Source organism: Anaerovirgula multivorans, assembly GCF_900188145.1.
Taxonomy (GTDB): domain Bacteria; phylum Bacillota; class Clostridia; order Peptostreptococcales; family Natronincolaceae; genus Anaerovirgula; species Anaerovirgula multivorans.
Genome location: NZ_FZOJ01000089.1, coordinates 1 through 2,279 on the forward strand (window position 1 = coordinate 1; position 2,279 = coordinate 2,279).

Here is a 2,279-nt window from a genome sequence, read left to right on the forward strand (position 1 = left end):
ATAAGTGCCGAAGTGGCGGAACTGGCAGACGCACAGGACTTAAAATCCTGCGGTCCTTCAAGATCGTACCGGTTCGATTCCGGTCTTCGGCACCAATAACTAACGCGGGGTGGAGCAGTTGGCAGCTCGTCGGGCTCATAACCCGGAGGTCGCAGGTTCAAATCCTGTCCCCGCAACCATAAAATGGCCCCTTGGTCAAGCGGTCAAGACACCGCCCTTTCACGGCGGTAACAGGGGTTCGATTCCCCTAGGGGTCACCAATATTAGGGAGCATAGCTCAGCTGGGAGAGCACCTGCCTTACAAGCAGGGGGTCACAGGTTCGAACCCTGTTGTTCCCACCAATTAATCATGCGGCCTGGTAGTTCAGTTGGTTAGAATGCCAGCCTGTCACGCTGGAGGTCGAGGGTTCGAGCCCCTTCCAGGTCGCCATATATATGCTGGTGTAGCTCAATTGGTAGAGCAGCTGATTTGTAATCAGCAGGTCGCGGGTTCGAGTCCCATCACCAGCTCCACTAAAAAACACAAATAATATGGAGGGGTTCCCGAGTGGCCAAAGGGGGCAGACTGTAAATCTGTTGTCGACGACTTCGAAGGTTCGAATCCTTCTCCCTCCACCATAAAAACACACATGCGGGTGTAGTTCAATGGTAGAACTTCAGCCTTCCAAGCTGACCGCGAGGGTTCGATTCCCTTCACCCGCTCCATTTCAAACTCAAAATGACATGTACCCATAGCTCAGCTGGATAGAGCATCGCCCTTCTAAGGCGAGTGTCCGGGGTTCGAATCCCTGTGGGTACGCCACTTTGATTTTGGGATATAGCCAAGTCGGTAAGGCAACGGACTTTGACTCCGTCATCCGCAGGTTCGAGTCCTGCTATCCCAGCCATTAATATACTAAGACCCATTAGCTCAGTCGGTAGAGCACCTGACTTTTAATCAGGGTGTCCCGCGTTCGAGTCGCGGATGGGTCACCATTTATGGAGAGGTGTCCGAGCGGTTTAAGGAGCTGGTCTTGAAAACCAGTGACTCCGAAAGGGGCCGTGGGTTCGAATCCCACCCTCTCCGCCAATTAAGTTTATGGGGTTATGGAGAAGTACTCAAGTAGGCTGAAGAGGACGGTTTGCTAAACCGTTAGGTCGTGTAAGCGGCGCGCGGGTTCGAATCCCGCCTTCTCCGCCATTATCCGGGTGTAGCGCAGTTTGGTAGCGCACATGGTTTGGGACCATGGGGTCGGGAGTTCGAATCTCTCCACCCGGACCACTAAACTTAAACAATCAAGGGCCTTTAGCTCAGTTGGTCAGAGCGTCCGGCTCATAACCGGCAGGTCCGGGGTTCGAGTCCCTGAAGGCCCACCATTTCTGTTTAAAATTAATAATACGATAAAAAACGTAGTAGGGGTGTAGTTCAGTTGGTAGAACGTCGGTCTCCAAAACCGAATGTCGTGGGTTCAAATCCTGCCGCCCCTGCCACCTCCGGGTGTAGCGCAGTTTGGTAGCGCACATGGTTTGGGACCATGGGGTCGGGAGTTCGAATCTCTCCACCCGGACCATTTAATCTAAATTCAATAAGGGCTCATAGCTCAGCAGGTTAGAGCGCACGCCTGATAAGCGTGAGGTCGGTGGTTCGAGTCCACTTGAGCCCACCATTTTATGCCCAGATAGCTCAGTCGGTAGAGCAGGGGACTGAAAATCCCCGTGTCGGTGGTTCGATTCCGCCTCTGGGCACCATTTTATTTTAGGAGTTATTGTTTTTTAATGCTCAATTTAATACATTAATATGGCGGCATAGCTTAGTTGGCTAGAGCGTTCGGTTCATACCCGAAAGGTCACAGGTTCGACTCCTGTTGCCGCTACCATAACCTTAGAAGTGGCCCGGTAGTTCAGTTGGTTAGAATGCCAGCCTGTCACGCTGGAGGTCGAGGGTTCGAGTCCCTTCCGGGTCGCCATTTTACCATAAAATGGCAATTTTTTTCTCTTAAAAGCTCTTGACAGGGAAGAAAAGATTTGATATAGTAGTAAAAGTCGCCGCCAGTAAGGAGCGACGGGTGAAAAGTAAAAGGCAACGTCAACTTTAAATAATGACGCGGGGTGGAGCAGTTGGCAGCTCGTCGGGCTCATAACCCGGAGGTCGCAGGTTCAAATCCTGTCCCCGCAACCATTGAAACACAAAAACAAAAAGACTTTAAAAAAGAGTTGACAAGCAAAAGAGATTCTGATAAAGTAGTACGAGTCGCCGCTAGTAGGGGCGGCAGGATAGAAGAACAAAAGAAACAGTAAAA

At 51.2% G+C, this 2,279-nt stretch carries 22 tRNA genes; all 22 read left to right on the plus strand.

Annotated features, from left to right (window positions below):
- Positions 1-6: 6 nt before the first annotated feature.
- The 22 genes from CHB72_RS25580 to CHB72_RS25685 all read left to right on the plus strand — a co-directional run bounded on the left by CHB72_RS25580 (position 7) and on the right by CHB72_RS25685 (position 2,158).
- A tRNA-Leu gene (locus CHB72_RS25580) sits at positions 7-95 on the plus strand.
- A gap of 8 nt (positions 96-103) precedes the next feature.
- Positions 104-179 (plus strand) — tRNA-Met (locus CHB72_RS25585).
- 6 nt (positions 180-185) lie between these two features.
- A tRNA-Glu gene (locus CHB72_RS25590) sits at positions 186-260 on the plus strand.
- A gap of 6 nt (positions 261-266) precedes the next feature.
- Positions 267-342: transfer RNA gene (locus CHB72_RS25595), tRNA-Val, on the plus strand.
- Positions 343-353: 11 nt separating this feature from the next.
- Positions 354-430 (plus strand) — tRNA-Asp (locus tag CHB72_RS25600).
- A gap of 7 nt (positions 431-437) precedes the next feature.
- Positions 438-513: transfer RNA gene (locus tag CHB72_RS25605), tRNA-Thr, on the plus strand.
- Between the two features lie 20 nt (positions 514-533).
- Positions 534-618, plus strand: a tRNA-Tyr gene (locus tag CHB72_RS25610).
- Between the two features lie 13 nt (positions 619-631).
- Positions 632-705 (plus strand) — tRNA-Gly (locus CHB72_RS25615).
- A 20-nt stretch (positions 706-725) separates the two neighbouring features.
- A tRNA-Arg gene (locus CHB72_RS25620) sits at positions 726-802 on the plus strand.
- Positions 803-811: 9 nt separating this feature from the next.
- Positions 812-887 (plus strand) — tRNA-Gln (locus tag CHB72_RS25625).
- Positions 888-899: 12 nt separating this feature from the next.
- Positions 900-975 (plus strand) — tRNA-Lys (locus CHB72_RS25630).
- A 5-nt stretch (positions 976-980) separates the two neighbouring features.
- Positions 981-1,069, plus strand: a tRNA-Ser gene (locus CHB72_RS25635).
- Between the two features lie 19 nt (positions 1,070-1,088).
- A tRNA-Ser gene (locus CHB72_RS25640) sits at positions 1,089-1,180 on the plus strand.
- Between the two features lie 4 nt (positions 1,181-1,184).
- Positions 1,185-1,261, plus strand: a tRNA-Pro gene (locus CHB72_RS25645).
- 18 nt (positions 1,262-1,279) lie between these two features.
- Positions 1,280-1,356: transfer RNA gene (locus tag CHB72_RS25650), tRNA-Ile, on the plus strand.
- A 38-nt stretch (positions 1,357-1,394) separates the two neighbouring features.
- Positions 1,395-1,470 (plus strand) — tRNA-Trp (locus CHB72_RS25655).
- Positions 1,471-1,473: 3 nt separating this feature from the next.
- Positions 1,474-1,550 (plus strand) — tRNA-Pro (locus CHB72_RS25660).
- A 19-nt stretch (positions 1,551-1,569) separates the two neighbouring features.
- Positions 1,570-1,646, plus strand: a tRNA-Ile gene (locus CHB72_RS25665).
- A gap of 6 nt (positions 1,647-1,652) precedes the next feature.
- Positions 1,653-1,728 (plus strand) — tRNA-Phe (locus CHB72_RS25670).
- 51 nt (positions 1,729-1,779) lie between these two features.
- Positions 1,780-1,856 (plus strand) — tRNA-Met (locus CHB72_RS25675).
- 13 nt (positions 1,857-1,869) lie between these two features.
- Positions 1,870-1,946 (plus strand) — tRNA-Asp (locus CHB72_RS25680).
- 136 nt (positions 1,947-2,082) lie between these two features.
- Positions 2,083-2,158 (plus strand) — tRNA-Met (locus CHB72_RS25685).
- Positions 2,159-2,279 lie beyond the last annotated feature (121 nt).